The sequence below is a fragment of the Niallia sp. HCP3S3_B10 genome (genome assembly GCF_052064465.1).
Lineage (GTDB): Bacteria > Bacillota > Bacilli > Bacillales > Cytobacillaceae > Niallia > Niallia hominis.
Genome location: NZ_JBQHVO010000027.1, coordinates 13,591 through 37,865, shown reverse-complemented (window position 1 = coordinate 37,865; position 24,275 = coordinate 13,591). Strand labels below are relative to the sequence as shown.

25 protein-coding genes and 1 tRNA gene are annotated in these 24,275 nt (G+C 35.5%); 1 reads left to right on the top strand and 25 read right to left on the bottom strand.

Annotated elements, in window-relative coordinates; translation table 11 throughout:
• Positions 1-79 precede the first annotated feature (79 nt).
• Positions 80-153 (top strand) — tRNA-Met (locus ACTNDN_RS13185).
• 239 nt (positions 154-392) lie between these two features.
• On the opposite strand, the gene ACTNDN_RS13180 is transcribed toward ACTNDN_RS13185, so the two are convergent.
• The 25 genes from ACTNDN_RS13180 to rnmV form a co-directional block, all read right to left on the bottom strand.
• The gene (locus ACTNDN_RS13180) at positions 393-866 is read right to left on the bottom strand and encodes a S1 domain-containing RNA-binding protein (protein ID WP_031537141.1); all 474 of its coding nucleotides are present in this window, start codon (positions 864-866) and stop codon (positions 393-395) included.
• Positions 867-960: 94 nt separating this feature from the next.
• Positions 961-1,356 (bottom strand): FtsB family cell division protein, encoded by a 396-nt coding sequence (locus ACTNDN_RS13175; RefSeq protein ID WP_031537140.1) that lies wholly within the window; start codon positions 1,354-1,356, stop codon positions 961-963.
• Positions 1,357-1,373: 17 nt separating this feature from the next.
• Entirely contained in the window at positions 1,374-1,997 is a 624-nt protein-coding gene (gene yabQ / locus ACTNDN_RS13170) for a spore cortex biosynthesis protein YabQ (protein WP_048719101.1), read from the bottom strand.
• The gene (yabP, locus tag ACTNDN_RS13165; RefSeq protein ID WP_031537138.1) at positions 1,994-2,296 is read right to left on the bottom strand and encodes a sporulation protein YabP; all 303 of its coding nucleotides are present in this window, start codon (positions 2,294-2,296) and stop codon (positions 1,994-1,996) included. The genes yabQ and yabP overlap by 4 nt, the downstream gene beginning before the upstream one ends.
• 142 nt (positions 2,297-2,438) lie before the next feature.
• Positions 2,439-2,696, bottom strand: coding sequence for an RNA-binding S4 domain-containing protein (locus tag ACTNDN_RS13160; RefSeq protein WP_031537137.1), 258 nt, complete (start codon positions 2,694-2,696; stop codon positions 2,439-2,441).
• Between the two features lie 15 nt (positions 2,697-2,711).
• Positions 2,712-4,175 (bottom strand): nucleoside triphosphate pyrophosphohydrolase, encoded by a 1,464-nt coding sequence (mazG, locus tag ACTNDN_RS13155; protein ID WP_031537136.1) that lies wholly within the window; start codon positions 4,173-4,175, stop codon positions 2,712-2,714.
• Positions 4,172-5,782, bottom strand: a complete 1,611-nt coding sequence (locus ACTNDN_RS13150) for a putative polysaccharide biosynthesis protein (RefSeq protein ID WP_081836616.1) — start codon at positions 5,780-5,782, stop codon at positions 4,172-4,174. The genes mazG and ACTNDN_RS13150 overlap by 4 nt, the downstream gene beginning before the upstream one ends.
• Before the next feature lie 177 nt (positions 5,783-5,959).
• Positions 5,960-7,057 carry a DUF1648 domain-containing protein gene (locus ACTNDN_RS13145; RefSeq protein ID WP_031537134.1) on the bottom strand — a complete coding sequence of 366 codons (1,098 nt, stop codon included), beginning with the start codon at positions 7,055-7,057 and terminating at the stop codon, positions 5,960-5,962.
• A gap of 2 nt (positions 7,058-7,059) precedes the next feature.
• The gene (locus tag ACTNDN_RS13140) at positions 7,060-7,440 is read right to left on the bottom strand and encodes a GntR family transcriptional regulator (RefSeq protein WP_031537133.1); all 381 of its coding nucleotides are present in this window, start codon (positions 7,438-7,440) and stop codon (positions 7,060-7,062) included.
• Positions 7,441-7,640: 200 nt separating this feature from the next.
• The gene (spoVT, locus tag ACTNDN_RS13135; RefSeq protein ID WP_031537132.1) at positions 7,641-8,177 is read right to left on the bottom strand and encodes a stage V sporulation protein T; all 537 of its coding nucleotides are present in this window, start codon (positions 8,175-8,177) and stop codon (positions 7,641-7,643) included.
• A gap of 476 nt (positions 8,178-8,653) precedes the next feature.
• Positions 8,654-12,193: a transcription-repair coupling factor gene (gene mfd / locus ACTNDN_RS13130; RefSeq protein WP_048719099.1), complete on the bottom strand. Its 3,540-nt coding sequence runs from the start codon at positions 12,191-12,193 to the stop codon at positions 8,654-8,656.
• 519 nt (positions 12,194-12,712) lie between these two features.
• Positions 12,713-12,943 carry an anti-sigma-F factor Fin family protein gene (locus ACTNDN_RS13125; RefSeq protein WP_109768913.1) on the bottom strand — a complete coding sequence of 77 codons (231 nt, stop codon included), beginning with the start codon at positions 12,941-12,943 and terminating at the stop codon, positions 12,713-12,715.
• A gap of 92 nt (positions 12,944-13,035) precedes the next feature.
• Complete coding sequence (gene pth / locus ACTNDN_RS13120; RefSeq protein WP_031537129.1) at positions 13,036-13,599, bottom strand: aminoacyl-tRNA hydrolase; 564 nt, start codon at positions 13,597-13,599, stop codon at positions 13,036-13,038.
• Positions 13,600-13,751: 152 nt separating this feature from the next.
• The gene (locus tag ACTNDN_RS13115) at positions 13,752-14,393 is read right to left on the bottom strand and encodes a 50S ribosomal protein L25/general stress protein Ctc (RefSeq protein ID WP_031537128.1); all 642 of its coding nucleotides are present in this window, start codon (positions 14,391-14,393) and stop codon (positions 13,752-13,754) included.
• Between the two features lie 171 nt (positions 14,394-14,564).
• Positions 14,565-15,521, bottom strand: a complete 957-nt coding sequence (locus tag ACTNDN_RS13110) for a ribose-phosphate diphosphokinase (protein ID WP_031537127.1) — start codon at positions 15,519-15,521, stop codon at positions 14,565-14,567.
• 85 nt (positions 15,522-15,606) lie between these two features.
• Positions 15,607-16,965, bottom strand: a complete 1,359-nt coding sequence (gene glmU / locus ACTNDN_RS13105) for a bifunctional UDP-N-acetylglucosamine diphosphorylase/glucosamine-1-phosphate N-acetyltransferase GlmU (protein ID WP_031537126.1) — start codon at positions 16,963-16,965, stop codon at positions 15,607-15,609.
• A 533-nt stretch (positions 16,966-17,498) separates the two neighbouring features.
• Positions 17,499-17,789 carry a septation regulator SpoVG gene (spoVG, locus tag ACTNDN_RS13100; protein ID WP_026574035.1) on the bottom strand — a complete coding sequence of 97 codons (291 nt, stop codon included), beginning with the start codon at positions 17,787-17,789 and terminating at the stop codon, positions 17,499-17,501.
• A gap of 182 nt (positions 17,790-17,971) precedes the next feature.
• Positions 17,972-18,346: a RidA family protein gene (locus ACTNDN_RS13095; protein ID WP_031537125.1), complete on the bottom strand. Its 375-nt coding sequence runs from the start codon at positions 18,344-18,346 to the stop codon at positions 17,972-17,974.
• A 20-nt stretch (positions 18,347-18,366) separates the two neighbouring features.
• Positions 18,367-19,188 (bottom strand): pur operon repressor, encoded by an 822-nt coding sequence (gene purR, locus ACTNDN_RS13090; RefSeq protein WP_031537124.1) that lies wholly within the window; start codon positions 19,186-19,188, stop codon positions 18,367-18,369.
• 55 nt (positions 19,189-19,243) lie between these two features.
• The gene (gene ispE, locus ACTNDN_RS13085) at positions 19,244-20,113 is read right to left on the bottom strand and encodes a 4-(cytidine 5'-diphospho)-2-C-methyl-D-erythritol kinase (protein WP_048719110.1); all 870 of its coding nucleotides are present in this window, start codon (positions 20,111-20,113) and stop codon (positions 19,244-19,246) included.
• Between the two features lie 403 nt (positions 20,114-20,516).
• Complete coding sequence (locus tag ACTNDN_RS13080) at positions 20,517-20,699, bottom strand: small, acid-soluble spore protein, alpha/beta type (RefSeq protein WP_031537122.1); 183 nt, start codon at positions 20,697-20,699, stop codon at positions 20,517-20,519.
• Between the two features lie 208 nt (positions 20,700-20,907).
• Positions 20,908-21,171, bottom strand: coding sequence for a biofilm formation stimulator Veg (gene veg / locus ACTNDN_RS13075; RefSeq protein ID WP_031537121.1), 264 nt, complete (start codon positions 21,169-21,171; stop codon positions 20,908-20,910).
• Between the two features lie 305 nt (positions 21,172-21,476).
• The gene (yabG, locus tag ACTNDN_RS13070; RefSeq protein WP_031537120.1) at positions 21,477-22,361 is read right to left on the bottom strand and encodes a sporulation peptidase YabG; all 885 of its coding nucleotides are present in this window, start codon (positions 22,359-22,361) and stop codon (positions 21,477-21,479) included.
• 228 nt (positions 22,362-22,589) lie between these two features.
• Positions 22,590-23,471 (bottom strand): 16S rRNA (adenine(1518)-N(6)/adenine(1519)-N(6))-dimethyltransferase RsmA, encoded by an 882-nt coding sequence (rsmA, locus tag ACTNDN_RS13065; RefSeq protein ID WP_031537119.1) that lies wholly within the window; start codon positions 23,469-23,471, stop codon positions 22,590-22,592.
• Positions 23,464-24,024, bottom strand: coding sequence for a ribonuclease M5 (rnmV, locus tag ACTNDN_RS13060; RefSeq protein ID WP_031537118.1), 561 nt, complete (start codon positions 24,022-24,024; stop codon positions 23,464-23,466). The genes rsmA and rnmV overlap by 8 nt, the downstream gene beginning before the upstream one ends.
• Positions 24,025-24,275: the final 251 nt, after the last annotated feature.

Genomic DNA, 24,275 nt, shown 5'->3' with positions numbered 1-24,275 from the left:
AACAAATAATGAAATGAATAAAACCTATTGACATTACATTTATTTATTTGTATTATATTAATTGTCTTGTTAATATTATGGCGGTGTAGCTCAGCTGGCTAGAGCGTACGGTTCATACCCGTGAGGTCGGGGGTTCGATCCCCTCCGCCGCTATCTAAAAAACCACGTAAATTTTTACGTGGTTTTTTTTATGTCTTTTTCTATTACAGCTGATCTCCAACCTATTTTCTTCCTCTTCTTCCAAACAAGAAATGAAAGTCTTACTGAAGTTTATCAGTGGAAATAAACCATTTTTATCAAAAACACAAAAAAGCAAGCCTTAATAGGCTTGCTTAAGCTATGGGAATATATAAACGATAAACCCTGCTATCTATTGGTTATTCAGCAGCAAGTTACCCGCGTCTCGCGCCTCTTCCCCCGCGTTTCGACTCAGTATTTCTTTTCAGAGAAGCTAATCGATCTTCACTGTCTTTTAAGAAACGAGCCATTTTCGATTCGAAATTCTCTTTAGGAGCACGATTTTCATTTGATTTTGCATTACGTGACCTTTGAGAATTCCCACCGGAATAGCCGCCTCTTGATTCTCTTCTTTCTCCGCGTTCGTATTGTGGTCTCTCTGGTCTTTCTGGTCTATCCTTCGCCTTTTTAATGGATAGTCCAATTTTGCCATCTTTCTCGACATTAATAACTTTAACTTCTACTTCATCGCCTACTTTTAGGTGTTCATTAATGTCCTTAACATAATTGTCTGCGACCTCACTAATATGAACAAGACCTGTTGCGCCTTCTGGGAGCTCAACAAACGCACCAAAATTAGTAATTCCTGTTACCTTTCCTTGTAACTTGCTGCCTACTTCGATTGACATAAAAAAGTTTTGCCTCCTTAAGGATATAAAAAATCGTACTTATTTATATTATACAGAATGGAAAAAAAGGGTGTCAATATTACAGCCGACCTTATTATTTTCCAGTAGCGTTTTTTGCATCTTTTTCTGGGATATTAAAAATAATTTCCCCTTCTTGTGATAGTAATAAATCTTTTCTAGCTAATTTAGCTAAATACTCTTCGTCATTTAATTTAGCAATTTGATCTTTTAATTCCGCTTCCTGCTTTTCTAGCGCTACAAGTTGTCCATCTAAGTCCTCTTTCTCTGCTCTTTTCTCGTTTAAAGTGGAGCTTTGTGATATGAGTGTGGAAATCATGATAAAGCCAATAACAGCAGCACATACGAAGAATGTTGTCAGCCTGCGCATCAATAACTTTTTCTTTCTGGCTCCACTGAGACTATCCGCTTGATGCTTTAAATTATATTCTGTTGGGAATGTTGTAATATCTGGTTTTCTTATGGCACTCATAGAGGCTCCTCCTTTCATTATTTTTTTCTATTAGCTACCCATTCTTTCAAATATTTCTTTATTTTAAAGTAATATCCTGCCAATTTACTAGAAATTCTCTCGACGAATAATTTAACCTTTTTCGGCACAATTAGCCATAATAGGGATAAAAGCCATTCAATTGGTTTAAATAGTATCTTTATGATAAATCTTAATACCCTAATTATACCACTGACAAGTGCCATAAGTCCCTTACCTAAAGTAATTATTATCGACAAGAGCAATTGCAAGATAGATTTAATTGGCTTATATACAATATTCATAAACAATTTAATAAAAAAACGATAAGAATGGATGCAAAAAGAAATAATTGCTTTTAATAATCGAAGATATAGAGCTTGAAATAAACTTTTGTACATGGCGAATCCTAGCAGCAAAGCTAAAATCAAATAAATGCGGACCTCTCCTTTGTTTACTAGGAAAAGCACATAAAACATAAGAAGGGCTTGCAAAATCCAAAAAAGGATATCATGGATAAAAACAATACTTCGTTTCCTTATCGGCCTTTTCAAAAAGTACTGATATGTATCTAAGCTTATGCCAAAGAATAGACCCATGCTAACCATAGCTAGCATGGTCATAAATTGTGTAGATAACGTCATCGGAATATCTTGCTAAAGAATCCCTTAGCCTTATCTCCACTTTGTTCGTCTACATATACTAAATCAAACACTTTTCCTTTAATGGAGACGATACCCTTTTCCACATCGAGATTTTTCATTTGAAGATTTTGACCACGAATGGATAAAAAGCCCATTACTGTTTCTAAAATGAACTCTTCGTTGTCAAAGCTCTCCACCTGCTTTACTCCTGTAATATCTAATAACTTTCTCCCTCTCATAATTACATCATGTTCTACTACATTACTTTTAGTCGTGTTAGAATCATAATATTGGCTCATCTTTATCCCTCACAATCACTTAGTACAATCTCTACTTGTACAAATATATGTGAAGAAAAATTATTTTAGAACAAGCCTTCAAAAGGAAGATAGTCGAAACAACTCTACCTTGTTTTATTACCAATAATACAGCTAATTAAACTTATGAAATGGTCTCTTCTTTCATTATTTTATACATATTTGCTGCATCTTCTTTTTTCGTAGATTCCTGTAGCATTTCCACTTTTGCTGTTACTAGCTTTTGCCCAAAACGCACCTGAAGCTCATCTCCTACCTTCACATTAGTGCTCGCTTTTGCCTGCAGCCCGTTTACTAAAATTCGTCCCTGATCCGCTACCTCTTTCGCTAACGTTCTTCGTTTAATTAAGCGTGAAATTTTCAAGAATTTATCTAGTCGCATCTTAACCGCTCCTTCTTATCGTTGTTTTTTCTTTGCTTCCTTCCAATACCCATCTAATTCCTCTAAGCTCATTTGACTCCATTCCATTCCAGACGCCTTCACCCTCTCTTCTATATAAGAAAAACGCTGAATAAATTTCTTGTTTGTCTGCAAGATAGCAAGCTCAGGATTAACCTTATAAAATCTAGCGATATTTACTAGCGAGAACAAAACATCGCCAAATTCACTTTCTATCCTTTCTTCATTACTTGCCTCTTTTATTTCCTTATCAAACTCTAGAATCTCTTCTTTTACCTTTTCCCAAGCTCCATCTGCATCCGGCCAATCAAAGCCAACCTTTGCCGCTTTTTTCTGTAATTCGTGGGCTTGCATTAAATGTGGTAATGCCTGATTAATTCCATCTAACACAGAATCCTTTTCTTTCTTTGCTTCCTTTTTCTTTGCATTTTGCCAATGCTTCATCACATCATCGACAGATTCCGCCTGTTCCTCTCCAAATACATGAGGATGCCTGCGAATCATCTTATCGGATATTCCCTCGATTACATCATCAATAGAAAAGTAGCCCTCATCTTCTCCTATTTGACCGTGAAGCATCACTTGCAATAACACGTCACCAAGCTCTTCGATAATATGATCAATATCTCCTTCATTAATGGCCTCAATTAATTCATAGCTTTCTTCTAGTAGATACTTACGCAAGCTTTCATGTGTTTGTTTTTTATCCCACGGACAGCCGTTCGGTCCACGAAGCTCCGCTATAATACGTCGTAGCTGAGAAAACTCTTTACGTAATAGCTTTTCCTCCCGAACAGGCGGCACATAGACACTCGTTAGGTTATTTAAGTCCATCTCTCTATCTAACTCATGTAGCTCCATTTCTTTTATGCATTCCAAACTGCTTCCTGCTGCAGTTACAATTTTAATAGGATAGTCATATGGCAGTATATCCATTAGCGTCAGCTTCACTTCAGATGCAGAAAAGACATCATATACTTGGCCAATTATTAAATGATTTCTAAGCTGAATGCTTGAGCGATCAAGGTCTGTTCCATCCAATAATTGAAAGCCCTCAATTGGATCGATTCGCAATGCCTGAAAAATGCTGTCTAAAAAGCTTTGGCCACCGGCTATTTCAATAGAGACCACTCCTTCTCTATCTTTTTCTATTAATAATTGAACCGTTTTTTCCGCAACAAGTGGATGACCTGGAACTGCATATACAACGTCTGTCTCTTTAGCTTTTTCTATTAGAAATGCAACGATTTCTTTATATACTGCTTCAAATTGATCATGTTTCTCATAAATAGAATCAAATGAATAAAACATGACACCTTCCTGTTCAAGGGTTGATATTACCGGGTGATCCTTCGTCCGTACATATACCGCTTTATTCTCATCCATTAAGCTTCGGTAGACACCCAATGGCAGTTGATTTATATCCCCTGCACCCAATCCAATAATCTTTATTTGCTTCATTTAGTTCCCTTCCTTCTTTTCGGTAAAAACCAAATTAGTTTACTTCCTAACGGCAATAGAAGTAATTCCTTCTCTTTAAAAACATTTCCTCGCAAAACAAGAAACACATACACGATGCCGCCTATCATAACACCAGATAATGCTTGTATAGCACTTTTTATGCGATTATTCTCTATAAATTCAAGCAACAACGAGGAAAGAGGTATATATCCTTTTAGAACAAGTAACATTACGAAACTCGCCCCAATAATGATTGCTATCTGCTTTAGATCAATAATTGGCTCCTTGACTATTCTTCTCAATTTTACCACCATTAAAAGTAAAATAATAAATAATATAATGAGCGATGCATAAGCTGCACCTGCAATCCCATAAGAAGAAACAAGGCAGATATTAAGAACATACTTCCCTATAAAACCAAATATAATCAAAATGGCCGGATAGAAAGAATGACCTAACCCTTGAAGAATGGACATTACCGTAACAATAATGGCATTAAAGAAGATAATAAAAAACAAAATGGCAAGGACATGAGACCCAGCATCATTTTCAAAAAGCATCCTGTTTGTCTCATTAATAATCCCGATCAAACCTACAGTAGCACCGAGGCCGATAAAATAACTGACTAAAAGAGAGAAATGAATATTCTCCATTAGATCTTTTTTACTTTCCTTTTGCCGATTCTTTGTAATAAGCGGGACAATACTTAAAGCCATGGATGTGGATATAATACTTCCAATTTGTATGAGCGGCTGCCCTCTATCATAAATACCTTTCATGACTTTAGCCGTTTCATCCGCGACTCCATTTTCGATTAATAAGGCATATAAGTTCAAAGAATCTGCAAGCTGCAATAATATTAATAGCATACTACTAATCGAAATCGTGATTCCCTCAAATATTACTCTTTTAGATAGAAGACGATTTTCCTTGTGAAAAAGGGCGGAAACTCGGAATAGAGAAAAAGATTTTTTTCGATAAAAATAGATTAGTACTAGCAGGGAAAGTAAGCCTCCTATGACAGAACCAAACATAGCCCCAGAACCAATCGCATACAAGGAATATCTTTTATAGGAAAAAAAGACAGCAACAAATAAGATAATCCCAACTCTAAGCAGTTGTTCACTCACCTGTGATACTGCTGTCGGAATCATATTGCCCTCCCCTTGAAAGATTCCTCGCAAAATAGCTGTCAATGGAGAAAAAAGAAATGCAAAAGAAATCACCTTCAACAAAGATGCTAAATAGGGATCTCCCATCCAAGTAGCCAGTCTTCCGGCATTGAAAAACAAAATAAGAAAAGCAGCAATCCCTATGGGAAAAAACAAGTAAAAAGAGGAACTCACAAGTCTATTTATACCCGATTGGTTCCCCTCTACTTTCATTTCCATATACAATTTTGATAGGACTACTGGAAAACCATATGTAGATAAAGCAATAATTACCCCGTAAAAAGGATAAACCTGCTGATAAATATAAAATCCTTTATCACCGACAATATTTTGAAACGGTATTCGATATACAGCGCTTAGTACTTTAGTTATTAAGGCAGCTAACATCAGAATAAAAGCGCCTTTAAACCAGACATTTGATTGCGAAGTCTTCACATGTCTAGCTCCTTCCATAATTACTTCGCCTTGTATTATAGCATAGTTGGAAGGAAGATGCCTGCTTACATCCATATCCTTCCTTTCTACCTACTAATAATTAAGAAACACTGTCAACAAGCCGTTTTCCAATTATTTGTTTATACAGACCTGGAAAGAAGCGCTCTTAATGTCCCTCTATATAAAGCTTAAAAGGAGGATAAGCAGCAAAGGAATAAATAGTAATAAATATCCAATTGGATTTGCAAAGTTTATTGTCCAACCAATTCCAAATCTCTTTTCAACAAAAATAGAAGGATCATTTTTATTAAAGTAAAACAAGCCACCCTTCCAATGGTTATCAGCATCAAAAGTGGAAATTTCCTGCGTTTCTTGCTCTTTTCCATCTAATTCCCGATTTAACCGCTCTACCTTAAACGTAAATACAATGGTACAAATTAATAGGACTACTGTAAGGAGGAGAGGAATAATAACTATCATGTAATCACTGAAAATATTATTGTATAACGTTGTTAATTGTAAAAGAATGAACAGAACAGTTATGGTAATGGATATAAGAAGATTAAGCCAGCTTGAATATTTACGATACTTTAGCTGTCTTCGCTTGGATGCTTGTTTATTATTAGCAATTATTTTGATCCCTGATCTCTTTGTCGCTATATTAATACCTAAAAACATGAATTGCATTGTTAGCAAAACGAGAAGCAATGACACAGAAGAGATAGGTGTCTTTGTCGTAAATCGATCAGCTTTACCATCAGCTCCCCAGTGCACAGGTATCTCAGTCGGCAACACATCATATTGAGTTGCAGTAAAAAGAAGGAATCCTACCGTAATAATCATCGGAATTAGAAACACATACCACGGAAGCATTTCATCCTTTTGTCTAATCCCAAGCTCTGTTACACTTACTACTTTTAACTGTTCTTCCCATTTATTTTCACCTTTCAATTCAAGCATTTTCCCATGAAAATAGAAATAAAGGCTAAAGCTCCAAAATAAAGTTCCAAACAAAAGAAACGTTCCAACAATCGCTACTTGATTGGCTTGGGGACTATTGGTTGCTTGCCAAATGCAATAAGCAAGAAGAAGAAGAAGAGCAGGTACCACAATTAAAAGAGAATATCTTTTTTTATATACAGAAATTTGTGGATGCTTTATTTGTGTACTTGGAATGGAAACCCCAAATACGATTGTTTTTCTTATTAGAAAAGGGATAGCTGCCTCAAGCATGACTGTTAACAACATCATCATAATAAATATAAGTGCTTCCATTACTATTCCTCCTTCAAGTTTTGAATAATTGATTTTGCTATGCTTAATATGTCTTCCTCATTCATCCCTAGCACTAATGCTTCCACTATAGTCGGCTTTAAATTATCTGATGTTCTGTTTTTCTCTTCTTCAGATAGCTTTCGATTAGCGGTTCGGATAACTGCACCAGATTTAGGAATAATTTGAATTAGTCCCTTTTTCTCTAATTCGTGATAGCTTTTATTTACAGTATGCATATTTACGCCTAAATCAGCTGCCAATGAACGAACAGAAGGCAATACATCTCCATCCTGTATATCTTTTCTTATTACCCCTATCATAATTTGCATCGAAAGCTGTTCGTAAATCGGCATTTCTAAATCAGGATTAATTTGAATATACATAATCATCCACCTTAAACTGTTATATACTTATTATAACAATATTGTTCTAGTTTGAATAGAACAATATTCATTTTCCAAATAAAAAATGAAGTTCCTATTATTTATGTAAGTACAAAAAAAGTCGACAACTCCAATTCCTGAGTTTGTCGACGGTTTAAACAATATATGGATTAGTAAAAGAAAACGTTATGCAAGCATGATTATGATTCCATTTGGCGAGCTAAAAATCCTGCCGCAGTCTCTACAGCCTTTTTCTCTACATCACCAAGGGAGTCTTCTTTTGAAAAGATGACAACCGCTCCAATTGGATCTCCATTTGCAATGATTGGACCAATTGTATAAGCAGAAATAGTTTCGGTAGTACCATCCACTAAGGAAACTTGATCTTGTTGATTCATAAGAATAGTTCCTCTATCTTCCATTGCCTTTTCCACTATATTACTAATATTTTTATTTAAATAATCCTTCTTCGATCCACCCGAAACGGCAATGTAAGAGTCTCTGTCACAAATCAATACAGCACTTCCTAAACTGTCATAAAGAGCTTCTGCATACTCTTTAGCAAAATCACTTAACTCACTAATCGGTGAATATTTCTTTAAAATTACTTCTCCATCTCGATCAACAAAAATCTCTAATGGATCACCTTCACGAATTCGTAATGTTCTTCTGATTTCTTTTGGGATAACGACACGACCCAAATCATCGATTCGACGCACAATTCCAGTTGCTTTCATTCCGTGTTGCCTCACTTTCATCAGATGATTTTTAAAATTGGTGAGTGCATTCTCACTATACATGAAATGTTCACCATATTTAAACATAGTATCTTTCATATGGTAAGTTCTATACATTAATCATGCAAAATTTTCTCTAGGTAGCTTTATTTTCCTTGGTGAATATTTCACCTAACAAAAACATTTACCATATTTTTAACAAGCGGGAATATTATATCCCAAATTTGGGTATAACCATTTATTTATTCCGGTACTTAACTTAGATATCATTTAATGAGAACTTTTTATCCTTTATCTATATTTGTGTATACCCTTGTCCCCCCTTATTAAACATTCGTTTTCCACAATTTTCTTCATAACTTTGGGTATTAAAGAGGTTTGGACATAAGTATTCCAGCCAAACAAAAAAGCCAAACAATCCACACGTAAATATGGGTTGTTTGGCTTTTATTCACATTTTTATTCGTCATCTACATTTACTTAGTAACTTCCTCTGGTTCTTTTTTAAAGGTACTCAATGCTTCTATCATTTCTTGACACACCTTAAGCCATTTGTCCTTCTCTACACCCTTTACATGGAAGATCATCTTTAGTTTTCTTCCTTCCATGCCAAGACCAATCATTTTGCCATATTTAGAACTTTTCTCAAATATTTTTTGACCATCCATGCGGTCACTACCTTGTTCTGATAAGAGAATCAGCACTTCTTCCTTTGTTTGTTTAATTAATTCTACTCCAGCTTGCTTCCCATAAATCTTCATTTCTGTAATCCTGAAAAGATTAGAAACTTCCTCTGGATAGTCTCCAAAACGGTCTGTTAATTCTTCTCTTAGTTCTTCCATATCATCTAAAGTTGCAACGCCTCTAAATCTTTTATACATTTCAATCTTTTGCTGTCCGTCGCTTATATAGAACTCAGGAATATAGGCATCAATATCTAAATCAATTTCGATTGTTCGTTTTTGTTCTTCATCTATGGTGCCTCTTCTCTCTTCAATCGCCTCTTTCAGCATCTGAGAGTATAAATCAAATCCGACAGAATCAATAAATCCATGCTGCTGAGCACCTAGGAGATTTCCAGCCCCACGAATCGTTAAATCCCGCATGGCAATTTTAAAACCAGACCCTAACTCTGTAAACTCTTTAATTGCCTGCAGCCTTTTTTCCGCTACCTCTGTTAAGACCTTATCCTTCTTATACGTAAAGTAAGCATAGGCTACTCGATTAGAACGACCTACTCTTCCCCGTAATTGATAGAGCTGCGATAGCCCCATGCGATCTGCGTCTTGGACAATCAATGTATTTACATTCGGAATATCTACCCCTGTTTCAATAATGGTTGTACTTACTAAAACATCGTATTCTCCTTCTAAAAATCCAAGCATTACTGATTCTAATTCATTTTCCGTCATTTTACCGTGTGCATATGTTACTCTTGCATCAGGGACTAACATGGATATCTCTTCCGCTTTTCTTTCAATATCTTCTACACGATTGTATAGAAAATATATTTGCCCATTTCTTGCTAGCTCTCTTTCAATCGCTTCTCTTACAAGTCCACCATTATACTCCATTACATAGGTTTGAATAGGAAATCTATTTTCAGGAGGTGTTTCGATGACAGATAAATCTCGTACACCTAACATCGACATATGGAGTGTTCTTGGAATTGGGGTTGCTGTTAATGTCAACACATCAACATTTGTTTTTAACTGTTTAATTTTCTCCTTATGCGTTACCCCAAATCGCTGTTCTTCATCAATAATTAACAAACCTAAATCTCGATAGGAAATATCCTTAGAAAGAATCCGATGTGTTCCTACAACAATATCAATAGTTCCCGCTTTTAGCCCTTTTATTGTATCGTTTTGCTGTTTTCTCGTCCGGAATCTACTTAATAAACCTATTTCAATCGGATAATCTTGAAAACGCTCTCTCAACGTTTCATAATGCTGTTGAGCTAAGATTGTCGTTGGCACTAAGAAAGCAACTTGTTTTCCATCAGCTATCGCTTTAAAAGCTGCACGAATAGCAACCTCTGTTTTCCCATAACCAACATCTCCGCAAAGAAGGCGATCCATCGGTCTTTCTCTTTCCATATCCTTTTTAATTTCATGAATGGAGCGCAACTGATCCTCTGTTTCCTGATAAGCAAATGCTGCTTCAAATTCCCGCTGCATTTCTCCATCTGGAGAGAACCCATAGCCAACAGATGCCTCTCTTTCTGCATATAGCTTTATAAGATCATCGGCTATATCTTGAACAGAAGACTCTACCTTTTTCTTCACACGCTTCCAATCATTGCCGCCTAATTTATATATTTTCGGTTCTTTACTCTCTGACCCTACGTATTTTTGAACTAAGTCAATTTGTTCAACAGGAACATATAGCTTATCATTTCCTTGATATCGTAAATGTAAATAATCCTTGTGAACACCATTTATTTGAAGTGTTTCAATTCCAAGATATTTACCAATTCCATGGTTAACATGAACAACATAATCTCCAACATTTAATTCCGAATAGCTTTTTATTCTTTCCGCGTTTGATAGCTTTTGTCTTCTTTTAGAGATTTTTTTTGTTTTTGTTTTAAATAATTCCTCTTCTGTTATTACAGCTAGCTTTAAAATAGGAAGTTCAAATCCTGATTGCAGATGCCCTTCTACTAGTTGGATTTTCCCTTCAGCAATCTTCTTGGCATTCTTTTGAATCATTACTTCCATATCATAATCCCGTAGAACTTGATCTAGCTTTTCTATACGTTCCCCACTATTACCAAGCAATAAAACGGTGTAATGATTCTTTTTCCATCTTTCTATTTCTGTTTTTAACACATTCATTTGACCATGAAAATTTTGCATTTGTTTACAAGAAACATTGATTATATTCTGCGGATTAGTATTTGGCACATGGCGTAAGAACAAAGATAGATAGACAATTGGCTGTTTTGCTTGATGTAAAAGATGGCTTATACTTTGGGATAAGGTTAATCCATGAATGATTGCTCCCTCGCCTAATAAGCTCGTATACCAATCAGCCTCTTCCTTCTCTAGCGTGTCGTTCATTTCTTGCACTCTACTAATTTCATCAATAATTAAAAAGCCGTTTGTCGGTAAATAGTCTATTAAACTTACATGTTCCCCATAAAGAATGGATAAGTATTTATATAATTGTTCTGGCTTTTGTCCATTTCTTAACTGTTCTATTTCTCTGCCTATGTTTTGCGCAAGTAACGTTTTCGTCGCTTCATCTTTTATCTTTTTTAAACTTTGAGCTAGGCCCTTTTCCAGCTTGCTTAATAGTTCATCGACTGCTTTTTCATCATAAAGAATTTCTGTAGCCGGCCCAATGCTAACCACTTCTTTCTTTTCTTTCGAGCGTTGATCCTCAAGTGAGAAAGCCCTGATGGAATCAATTTCCGTATCAAATAATTCAATGCGAAGAGGATCTTCTTCTGTCAATGGATAGATATCTAATATTCCACCACGCACACTAAATTCTCCAGGTGAAGAAACCATTTCTGCTCGCACATATCCCATATGAACAAGCCTTAATAAAAATGCCTCTAAATCCAAATCCTGCCCTATCTCAAGCTTTAATTGCGCTTCCTTCCATAGCTTTTTTGGAGGCAGCAACTTTCTTAGCCCGGCTACTGGAACAATCATGATTCCTGATTTTTTCTTAGCCCAATAGTTCAATACTTCAATACGCTGTGCCTTAAGCTCTGGACTCGCAATACTAATCTCAGCAGCAATTAATTCATTCGCTGGATAAAGGAAGACTTCCTTTTCATCCACAATATTTGTAATATCATCATATAGCTTTTGTGCTTGCAATAAATTATGTGTCACTATTAATAAAGGTTTCTTCGTTTTTTCGTAAATAGAAGTCATATATAAAGTACGTGCTGAATTGGAAAGACCTGAAACTAATTGCTCATGCAATCCAGCCTCTAATCCAGAAATGACATTTTGTATATCTTCTTGCTGTTTAAATAACTCTTTTAGCCCTAACAAAAAATTTTCCCTCCCATTTAAAAGCAAAGGCACCATAATAAGTGGTGCAGAGCTAGTTTGTTTATACATTTTAGTAAAGTGACATAGCACTAGCTATCTAGCCCTTTTTTAAGATAAGCACTTAACCTATAATCTGTTCCTATCTTATATAAATATTTATAATTGCCATCTATTTAGTTCTTATAAAGACATCATCTATATGTTTCTTTTGAAAAAGCTGTTTTCTAAAAGATTGTTACTTTCTCAATATGATAAATAAACAATTAGAGATACTGAGCAGCCTGAGAAGCTGCGTGAAAGTCCAAGCTCCCACACGCAGTAGCCTGAGAAGACTTGACCCTCTCCTAAAAGCGGCTTTGTTAAAATGTGGAGAAAATACTCCTTTATGTTGTTATATACGAGATATCTTGCCTATATTCCTGCTGCAAAAGAAAACATGTATATAGACAACGGAAAAATGCTTTGGATTAGTCCAAAGCTTTTTTCCTAATTAAAAACAGTATCTTTTTAAACAGTCTATTAATGAATCAAATAATCATTTTCATAGTAACCAGGATTTTTAGACAATGATTCTTGACAATCCTCACAAATTGATTTTACCTCAATATCTCCTGTTTGATGATATTGAATCATTTCTGAACGATCTTCATCTGTTAAATGATTGAATCCTAAGCGATTTGCTTCTACTGCTCCTGTATCAAGTGAACCTATATGCACACCACAATGTCTGCAATGATAATGTATAGCCATTCCAAGGCCTCCTTACTAGCACATTATAATAATGCTAGTATTAACCTATTCGTAGCTAAATATAACCGAATAAACAGGAATGGAACAATATCTTACTGGATATTATATTTATTCATTACTTGCAAAAAAGGTTCCTCAGCCCATTGTGCACATGCGTCCGCGCATTTTCTGATCGTTCCCTCTAATATGTCCATTTCTTCTTTTGTAAATTTTCCAAGGACATAATCAACAACCTTCATACCATTTTTAGGACGATCAATTCCAACTCTTATACGATTAAATTTTTCTGTCCCAACATGAAGAATCGTAGACTTGATCCCATTATGTCCACCAGAGCTTCCCTTTTGACGAAGTCTAATTTTCCCAACAGGTAAGTCTAAATCATCATAAATGACTACTAAATCCTCTGGCTCAAGATTATAGTAATCCATAATCGGACGAATTGATTCTCCTGAGAGATTCATATATGTAAGCGGCTTTAGTAAAATTATTTTTTCGCCCCCAATATTCCCTATTCCAAAATTCCCTTTGAATTTCGCTTTATCTAATGGAATATTGTAATGGTTGGATAAAAAATCTATTACTTCAAAACCTATATTATGTCTTGTTCTATCATATTGCTTCCCTGGATTCCCAAGGCCCACGATTAATTTCATGACAATCCCCCTGATTTATTAATCACTATGTAAGCTATATATGAAAAAGGTTTGGCCAATAGAAACACTTACCGGTCAAACCTTTTTTTGCTAGCCTTCTTTAGAAATGTACTTTCTAAACGTACAGGGAGAATTCATTTGTAGGAATTGCATTACTCTTCTTTTGTATCCGGCTCCGTTTCTCTGCCTTCTACATTATCAGGCATTCCTTCTTCTTGTTGTTCTCCTGTACTAATCTCTTCTTCCTGTCTTGGAGCAAGAATTGATGCGATTACTTCTTCTTGTTCATGGTCTATTTCTATTTTATCATAACCCTTAACATCTCCGACAGTAATCGTATCTCCAACTTGGAGTTCTGTTACATCAATATCAATACTAGTCGGTATGTCATTAGGTCTTGCTGTTACTGTTACTTCATGTAATGCCTGCTGCATAACGCCGCCATCTTTCACTCCAGCTGCTTCTCCCACTAAGGAAACTCTCACTGGTGCACTGATAGCTTTTGATAAATCAACTGCCAAGAAGTCCACATGCAGTACTGCTCGCTTTATTGGATCGGAATCATATTCATTTAAAACGACATTATAGGTTTCCCCGTCGATATCCAGCGAAATAACACCATTTCTTCCAACCTCACGAATCGTTTTTAAGAAATTTGCCTCACTTAAGGAAATCGACGTATTTTCTACTTTTGATCCATACACAATTCCTGGGATTTCTCCCTCATTTCTTAATTTCGTTAAGCTTGAATGCTTGTCTGTCATACGTTTTTTTGCTTGTAAAGTTGTCGTCATTATTTCACCTTCCATTATTTATTCAATGAACACTCTTATATAAAAAATGCCCTAAATGGAAGAAATTTAAACATAGAGAATTTTGCTTCTCTATTAAATAGAGTACGACAATACTAATAGTCGCCTGCCAAAAGGCAAGCGACTAATCAGAAAGTTTTGCTTTTAAATCTATCAATCAAATAAGAAACTTACAGACTGATCTTGATGTACACGTAAAATAGCCTCACCTAGTAAATCAGCAACTGATAATTGGATGACATTCGCAGAAAGTTTCTTGTCTCCAAGTTCAATAGAGTTTGTTACAACCAGCTCTTTAATTTTGGAATTATTGATTCTATCCATTGCAGGTCCTGATAATACGGGATGTGTACAGCATGCATAGACTTCTTTAGCGCCATTTTCAGCAAGAGCATTAGCACCGAGTGTGATGGTACCAGCTGTATCAATAATATCATCGATAAGAATGGCAATTTTCCCTTCTATATTACCAACAATATTCATTACTTCCGCAACATTTGGTTTTGGTCTTCTTTTATCAATAATAGCAATTGGTGCTTTTAATCGTTCTGCAAGCTTTCTTGCTCTCGTAACACCACCGTGATCTGGTGATACAATAACAAGTTCTCCATCAAATTCACGCTGACTGAAATAGTTGCCTAGGATTGGTACACCCATTAAGTGATCAATCGGAATATCGAAGAATCCTTGAATTTGCGGGGCATGCAAGTCTAATGTAATAACACGGGTTGCTCCAGCAGTTTCTAGTAAATTTGCTACTAATTTTGCTGTAATTGGTTCACGTGCTCGTGCTTTTCTATCTTGTCTAGCATAACCATAATAAGGAATAACTAGGTTAATCGTTTTAGCTGATGCACGCTTTAATGCATCAATCATAATTAACAATTCCATAATATGTTCGTTAACAGGTGCACTAGTTGACTGAATGACATATACATCACAACCACGAATACTCTCTTCAATATTAATTTGAATTTCTCCATCGCTAAAACGCGTCACAGAACATTTCCCTAATTCTACTCCAATTGACTCTGCAATTTCTTGCGCTAATGCTGGATTAGAGTTTAAACTGAATACCTTCAAATTTGGATCTAAATTCTTAACTGGCATGCTGAACCTCCACTGGTCTTTTTCCACTAATGATACGAAGAATGTATGAATAAAAGCTACTTATTCTTCTCTTTTTTAAATCTGATTATTTACGTTTGTAATTCTCTTTATTAACTTGACGGGAACGGGCAATGGATAGTGCCTCAGAAGGAACATCATCTGTTATGGTGGAACCTGCTGCAACATAAGCACCTTTACCAATTGTGACAGGAGCAATTAAATTGGAATTGCAACCAATAAATGCGCCATCTTCTATTGTAGTCATAAACTTATTCTTGCCGTCATAATTAACCGTGATTGTACCACAGCCAATATTTACATCATTGCCAACACTTGCATCTCCAATATAACTCAAATGGGATGCTTTACTTCCTTTTCCAAATGTCGCTTTCTTAATTTCAACAAAATTCCCGATCTTCACTTCATCATTGATTGTAGACGCTGGTCGAATATGAGCAAATGGTCCTATATTCACATCTGAACCTATGCTACTATCATGTGCAACAGATTGTTTGATAGCTGTATTATTTCCAACAATACAATTATTTATTTCTGTATTGGGTCCTATGATACATTCTGAACCTATTACAGTCGTACCTTTAAGAATACTCCCTGGGTATATAACAGTATCTTCCTTAATCGTTACATCTGCTTCGATATACGTATTTAATGGATCAATAAGCGTTACTCCATTTCGCATATGCAGTTCATTAATACGTTTTCTCATAATTGCTTCTGCTTCCGATAAAGCCACACGATCATTCACACCAATGGTTTCATCAAAATCATTTGTTTGGAATGCACTAACTGTTTCTCCCTGCTGCTTTAAAATCTCAATAACATCTGGCAAATAATATTCACCTTGAACATTTTCGTTCGAAACGTTATTTAATGCCTGGAATAACAATGCATTATCAAATACATAGGTACCTGTATTAATTTCTGTTATTTTTCTTTCCGCTTCCGTAGCATCTTTATGTTCGACTATTTTTTCTACTACTCCCATTTCGTTACGAACAATTCTACCGTAACCATCTGGTTTACTTGCTTCTGCAGTTAAAATGGTTGCCTTTGCTCCCATTTTCTCATGTTGTAAAAAGAGCGCTTCTATAGTCTCACTCGTCATAAGTGGTGTATCCCCACAAATAACTAATGTCACTCCATCTTTGTCTCCAAGAATATCTTTTGCTTGTATTACCGCATGTGCTGTTCCAAGCTGTTCTTGTTGATACACATAATTAACACTATTGCCAAGCTGTGCTTTTACTTTTTCTGAACCGTGGCCAATTACTGTTACGATTGAATCCACTTGTAGCTTCTCTACTTGATCTACAACATGCTGTACCATCGGTTTTCCACAAACAGGATGAAGTACTTTATAAAGCTTTGACTTCATTCTAGTTCCCTGTCCTGCGGCTAAAATCACTGCGTAACGAGTTGTCATTCACAGGCCTCCAATAACCTTTTTATCCACTAAAAAATATATCTTAAATACCTCTTGATTTCAAGGAAGGATTCACATTTTATGTATGGTTATTTAGAAAAGTTTCTTTTTTATACTAATTATTTGCTTATTCCGTACCAAAAATAAATTTATCTAAATAGGAAAAACACTAATAATTGCTTAAGAGAGAGGATCTTACTTTCATTTCACTTTTTAAGAGACCACCATAGTAGGACTTCCTTGCTTTAAGCAATAGGGGATTCTTCTCTTACTCTACATGAAACGGATTAAATATACCGAAAAAGTCAGGGATATAAATTATTTCTTAACTATTTTATGATACTAAAAGTAAAAGAGGTTTTCATTGGAAAATAAAGGGGTATATAGAAGTGTAATACATTTATTATGACCTATATGTATAATTCTCTTTGTGCTATATAGTGCTTATTTTACTGCTTTGTATCTCAACCGCTTTTTAATAGGTAAAAAAAAGAGCCTTACTCTTAGGAAGTAGGCTCTAGCTGCAGATTATTTTAGGAAGCTCCAGCTTCTTCAAATTCAATTTCTAATTCACCCAGGCGGTGGTATTCTGCCAAAACTGCTTCCTGGATTTTTCCTCTTGTACCAGAGTTAATTGGATGAGCGATATCTCTAAATTCACCATCCGGTGTTCGCTTACTTGGCATCGCTACAAATAATCCATTATTTCCATCAATTACCCTAATATCGTGAACAACAAATTCATTATCTAGTGTAATAGAGGCAATAGCTCTCATTCGTCCATCCGTATTAACTCGGCGTAGCCTTACATCAGTTACTTCCATCCTGTTCACCACCTTTACTAGAAGATAAAATCTAGTTAATAAATTCAACAGAACTTTCATAACTCCTTCTTAAAAGGCGAAATTTTTTAGAATATTTCGGATAAAATAAAGAAAAATTGCCGAAAAGTGATAAAATCCTCGCTTTTTCACTAAAACTTCGACTATTCTTCATATGAATTACCTTACTTACAAAGAGCAATTACCTCGATTTCAACCAATACATCTTTCGGTAACCTTGCTACCTCTACACAAGATCGAGCAGGTTTATGCGTTGAGAAATATTCCCCATATACCTCATTAATTGCTTGAAAGTCTTCCATATTTTTAATAAATACAGTCGCTTTAACAACCGTTTCAAACGATGCCCCCGCTTCTTTTAAAACGGCAGCTAAATTTTTAAATACTTGATGTGTCTGTGTCTGAACGTCTCCCTCGATTAAGGTCCCTTCAGCAGTTAAAGGAATTTGACCTGAACTGAAAAACAGATTATTAACAATAATACCTTGAGAATATGGCCCGATAGCTGCTGGTGCATTACTTGTTTGAACAACTTTCATGTGTCTTTTCCCCCTAAGATCTATTTTTTGTCAAAATAATTGCCATTTTTCACTGAAATTTTCTTTTCTTTCACATCAACGCCTGATAATTTCACTAGTGATAAATAATCATCTACTAATCTTTCTTCCGCTTCTTCTGCCTCAACTAATACTGCTATTCCTGCAACACTTGCATTGAATTCCTCTAACAAGCTAATCATACCATTGATGGTACCACCAGCTTTCATAAAGTCATCCACAATCAAAACTTTTGAACCATCTTCCAAGCTTCTTTTTGACAATAGCATGGTTTGAATTCTTTTAGTAGAACCAGAAACATAGTTGATACTTACAGTAGAACCTTCTGTTACTTTACTATCTCTTCTAACCATAACTACAGGAACATTTAAATAATTCCCTACTGCATACGCCAAAGGAATTCCCTTTGTTGCTACTGTCATGACTACATCTATATCCGTATCAGCAAAAGCTGATGCAAAAAGCCTACCTACTTTTTGAACGATAGCCGTGTTGCCTAATATATCGTTCATATATAGGTATCCACCTGGCAATAGTCTTTCCGGGCTTTTAATTAAATCGCAAAGCTCCTCAACAAATGGTTTTGCTTCCTCTTCACTGACTCTTACTTGATACTTTACTCCACCAGCAGCTCCTGGCAATGTATGTAACGTCCCTATTCCTCTTTGCTCAAAAGTTTCCTTAATAATAGCCAAATCTTCACTTATAGAAGACTTGGCCGAACTGTATTTTTCTGCAAAATAAGAAAGAGACACTAATTGCCTAGGATGCTCCAGCAAGTAATTCGTCATGTCTATTAAACGTTCACTACGACGAAACTTCATAACAGAACCCCCAAAATCCGAATATTTAAGGACAATATTACATTATTATACGGATTTAATCAAGAGTATGTCGCTGTCCAATCATTCTAACTGCAAATACTTGGTCACAAAATCCTCTTAATCCGTTGTAAACACGGTTCATTCTTGAATCATGTTGAATTAATCCGAAAACCGTAGGGCCACTTCCGCTCATAAGTACTGTATCTGCCCCAAACTTACAAATTTGCTCTTTTATTTGGGCAACCTCAGGATATAAGGATAAAGTGACATTTTCTAGTACATTCCCTACACACTCACACATTAAATCATAATCCTTGGATGAAATTGACTCAATCATTTTTTCCGTATTTGGATGCTCAATTGTCTCTACATCTAGTCTTTTATAAATATCAGCTGTTGATACACCAATAAATGGTTTCGCTAAAATAACCCAACAAACTGGAGGTGCAGGTAATTCCTTAATGATTTCTCCTCTTCCAGTTGCAAGTGCGGTTCCTCCGTAGACACAGAAAGACACATCAGATCCTATTTCAGCCCCAATTATCGCTAACTCATCTAATGTTAGCCCTAAACCCCATAACTTATTTAGACCGCGTAATACTGCCGCCGCATCACTGCTTCCTCCAGCTAAGCCAGCTGCCACAGGGATGTTCTTTTCTATTTTTATTTCTACCCCCTTCTTTACACGGAACTTTTCTTTTAATATATTTGCTGCTTGATAAGCAAGATTACGTTGGTCATCAGGAACAAATCTATTAAGAGAAGTTATTTTTATTACATCGCTATCTAGCAGTGCTAGCTCAATTCTATCTGCTAAATCAATTGTTGTCATAATCATTTCTACTTCATGATACCCATCAGGTCTCTTACGAAGCACATCCAATGACAAATTGATTTTAGCTGGCGCTTTAACCAAAAGCTTCAATATTTCCACCCACTTAACAAATTTCATCATTTACTTTTTTCCTCTCACTAAAGAAAACAGCTTTCCTTGGAAGGAGGTAATAATAGTAGGCTAGACGAACTCTATCTTTTCCTTATTCCGTACCTATCTAAGCATTATGCTCATCTAATCTTCTATTTCGATATAGTGATTTTACCACAAATTAGTCTATTACATGTAATAGAGATTATGATTTCCTGAATTATTATCATGATTTTATAGGTAATATTAACTCATTCATCTTCGAATAAAAAAGGATCTATCATTATCCTTTCTATCTATATTTTGGAATATAGATAGTAGCTAATGATAGATCCTATTGTTACCGTGAGTAAATCCATTGTGATTATAATATAAAAAAGATGGACGTTAAGTGATGTTGAAGTTACTCTTTATTTTGAGTAAGAAGACTTTGTTCTGCAATTTCTATTGCTCTTTTGACCATATTCCCTGCGTCTCTTGCACGAATACCGCCCCAGCCCTCTTGTTGGACCACATCATAGAAACCAAGTTCTTTTGCCAATTCTTCTTTTAATCCTTCAGACATAATTCCTCTTCGTCTACCCATAGTGAATCTCTCCTTTCATCACCCACGGTAGATTTAGTATGTAACTATCATTAGTTTTTCATGTTATCTATTTGTTGCCAGAAGCGATACTTATTTATACATTCACAGCTGACTTTATTAAAAAATGGCCATGCTTCCATTTTTATTGCATGAAAAAAGCAGCAAACAAATCGTTTACTGCCGCTTAATGCTTTCAAGCAATATATAGTTAGCTTAAAGCAACTTGTCCTGATGTATCCTCAAAGAAGGTAATTTGAACCGTTTCTGTTAAAACATCTGCATAGCTGTATGATACACGTTCAAATGCATTTTCATCCTGATCTAACTCCACTACAAACACAGATGGATAAGTCTCTGCCAACACGCCAGAACGCTCAATTGTCTTACGACGACCGCCATTTGCCTTCAGCATAAGCCTTTTTCCTAAATTTGAATCAAGAGCCTTTTTTATATCTGATAATGTTTTTGCCATTCGGTCCACCTCACTGTGTAAAGTATATCACACTGACATAACAGAGTCAAATAAAAACATAAATTATAACAGTCTTTTTTGGAAGTTGTCAATATTTTTTATTCTTATTTTTCTCCAATTTTTCAACAAAGATTAGTATGCACGACGTAAAGATAAATATGTAGAAAAATTTGATTTTTTTAAACTGCTGGAAAAAGGATGCATGATAATCTTAACTGAATCAACAAAGAAACACACAGGATGGATAGCTTAAGCAGTCCTGCTATGCTTGCTTAAGCTATTATCATCCTGTGTGTTCCATTTATTTACCCTTCTTCTGATTGATTCGTATGATATGGCATACCTGTTCGAAGAACTCCTTTGGTTTCTATTCCACCTAACCCTTTTTCGCCAGTTAAGGTATTCCTTAATACATCCCAAACATTTACTCGTTCCATAAATGGCGTAAAACTAATCTTTGCAACAATATAAACCGGATCAAGTGCATGAATATTTACCCTCGAAGGAGAGCTTGCGAAATTAGCACCTGCATAGATAAGGGACTCAAAGTGAGATTGACAGGCACCAGCAAAAATAACTAATTGATCTAAATTAGGAAGTTTCTTTCTCGCTTCTCTGACGGTCTGTACAAAGTATTTTGAATGTCGGTATGCATTAATATCGTTTTTCTCCCCTAACGCCTTAGAATAGGCATCATGCCCTGTTATAACAAGGATATCTGGACGATAATAATCCAAAAGACTGCTTATTTTACTGGGCATCTCTTTTTCATGGCAATGAACTCCATTTACAGGGATTCCAATTTTTTCATATAAAGTTAAACATTTGTTTAAATAATTAGGATCGCCATCAATATGCAGCACTTTGCCTGGTAGTTGAAAATAGTTGGAAGGTTTGCTGTATGCCTCTGTTACTTGATACTCCTGTTTTCTTCTTAAGAGATTCACATCTTGTCGAAATAATTGGAGAGATTGCTCCTCCATCAACTGGACCTTTTGTGAAATTTTCCGTTGCATCGGTTGATTAATTAACACTAAATCCTCATATGGAGCATCTGCAATAAGACGAAAATCCTCCCCATAAAGAATCGCGATTTTTTGACCATTTACCTCTTTCATATCAATTATTCGAAATAACATATCGCATTGATATGATTCTCTTCCGACGATATCCATGATGTTTACAGCCACTGTCGTCACTCCAATTAACCCAAACACGTTTCTGAGTGGTTATTAGTATTCAAAATCTATCTCTGATAAATTATGCATATGTCTAGAAAGTTGTGAGCAATTCGAAAGAGAAGAACGAAAACATAAAAGGCTATATTCATCAACAACAAAAAAAGATGAACAGAAAGCTTCTCTCCCCAGTCATTCTTTTAGGGAAAAGAAAATCATCTGTACATCTATTTCTACTCATTATTTAGTAAATATTTCATAAAGAACATCACTTAACTTTGCAAACTCTTCGATAGACAATGATTCTCCACGTCTAGAAGGCTCAATCCCCGCTTGTTCAAGCGCAGCGATTATTTCACCCTTCTTTTCTTTTCCGCCCTCTAGCTGGCTAGAGAGATTGTTTAAAATCGTTTTTCTCCTTTGAGCAAAGCTTGCTCTTGTTATTTGAAAGAAAAAGTCTTCATTTTTTACCGAAACAGATGGTGTTTTTCGAATGGTTAAACGAATTACAGCAGAATCTACATTTGGTTGAGGAACAAAGACTGTCTTCGGAACAATCATCACTACTTCTGGTTTAGTATAGTACTGAATAGCAATTGAAAGAGATCCATATTCCTTCGTTCCTGGTTTAGCAGATATTCGCTCTGCTACCTCTTTTTGCAGCATGACAACAATGCCTCTTAAAGGAAGTTTCTCTTCCAAAATCTTCATAATGATTGGTGTTGTTACATAATAAGGCAAATTAGCAACGAGCATAATATCCCGAATATCATTAAACTCTGTTTCTAACATTTCCTTTACGTTTACTTTTAAAATGTCCTGGTGAATAATCTTCGCATGTGGATAAGGCTCAAGCGTTTCGTTTAAAATTGGCAGCAAGCGTTGATCGATTTCATATGCAACAACCTTTTTACTTCGCTTAGCAAGCTGTTCTGTTAATGCCCCAATTCCCGGACCAACCTCTATTGCACCCGATTCTTCTGTTAACTCTGCATGATCTACAATATTTCTCAAAATGTTTGTGTCAATTAAAAAATTTTGCCCTAAGCTTTTCTTAAAAGAAAAACCATACTTATCTAGAATTGCTCTCGTTCTTGCTGGTGTTGCGATATCTTTATACATCCTTACCCTCCTGACGCATTTCCTTCATGGCTTGTGCGAACTCTTCCTTAGTAATATGAAACATCAGTAATCTCTTATAAAGCTGTTTCCCATTTGTATACCCAATTTTAAGCAGCTTTCCCAACTGCTCTCTACGCTCCTTAGAATCTGCACCACCAATCAATCCTGCATCTATTAAGTCTTCTTTTGTAATTTCCTCCGTTATCAATTCCTGCATAAGATGAGCATCTTTTAAAGCTTCTCTAATTGCCTCTATTGATGCATGTTCCACCCCAACACCTTTACCATGCTTATGGATTGCAAGCTCCTTTGGTATAAAAGCATGTTTACAATCAGGAATATGTTTTTCAATCGTATGACGAATCTTTTGACCAGGATAGTCTGGGTCGGTTAACACAATAACCCCTCTTGTTTTTTGTGCTAGCTTTATTTTAACCAATGTTTCTTGATTAATTGCTGAACCGTTTGTTTCAATAGTATCTGCATCAACTGCTCGTTTAATAGCAGTTGTGTCATCGCGTCCTTCCACTACTATTATTTCTTTAATCTTCATGGAACCTCCAAAAAATAATTTATAAAATTTGAAAAAAAAATGAAACATAATTGTAACATGAAACGTCTATATATACAGAGAGAGAAATATTTATAATCACTATCATTATAGCTAATATTTATGTTTTAACAAACGGCGATTTGTTGTGACTAGTTATTATGTGAGAAAATGTGAACAAAAGCAAAGAAAAAGACAGAGGAATTGATTCCTCTGCCAGATTAGCTATCTTTTTATCCTTTAAATAGGTAATA